Genomic DNA, 324 nt, shown 5'->3' with positions numbered 1-324 from the left:
AGAGGATAAAGGCCATGGTTTTGAATTGGGAGCTGATGACTACTTGACAAAACCGTTTTATTTAGAAGAATTGAAGATGCGAATTCAAGCTCTATTAAAACGAGCAGGTAAGTTTAATGAAAACACCCTAACTTTTGGGGACGTGACCGTTGACTTATCGACAAACTCTACAACTGTAAATGGCGAAGAAGTTGAATTGCTAGGAAAAGAATTCGATCTACTAGTCTACTTCTTGCAAAATCAAAATGTTATCTTACCAAAAACTCAAATTTTTGACCGTATTTGGGGATTTGACAGTGACACTACTATTTCAGTAGTAGATCG

Annotated in this window: 1 protein-coding gene; it reads left to right on the top strand. The window is 36.4% G+C overall.

Features of this window, described 5'->3' with window-relative positions; translation table 11 throughout:
• Positions 1 to 324, top strand: a 324-nt coding sequence (locus C1E99_RS03145; RefSeq protein WP_161951140.1) for a response regulator transcription factor, incomplete at both ends; no start/stop codon positions are given.

Source organism: Streptococcus suis, from assembly GCF_002964045.1.
In the GTDB taxonomy this organism is placed as follows: domain Bacteria; phylum Bacillota; class Bacilli; order Lactobacillales; family Streptococcaceae; genus Streptococcus; species Streptococcus suis_U.
This window is presented reverse-complemented; position numbering and strand designations above follow the sequence as displayed.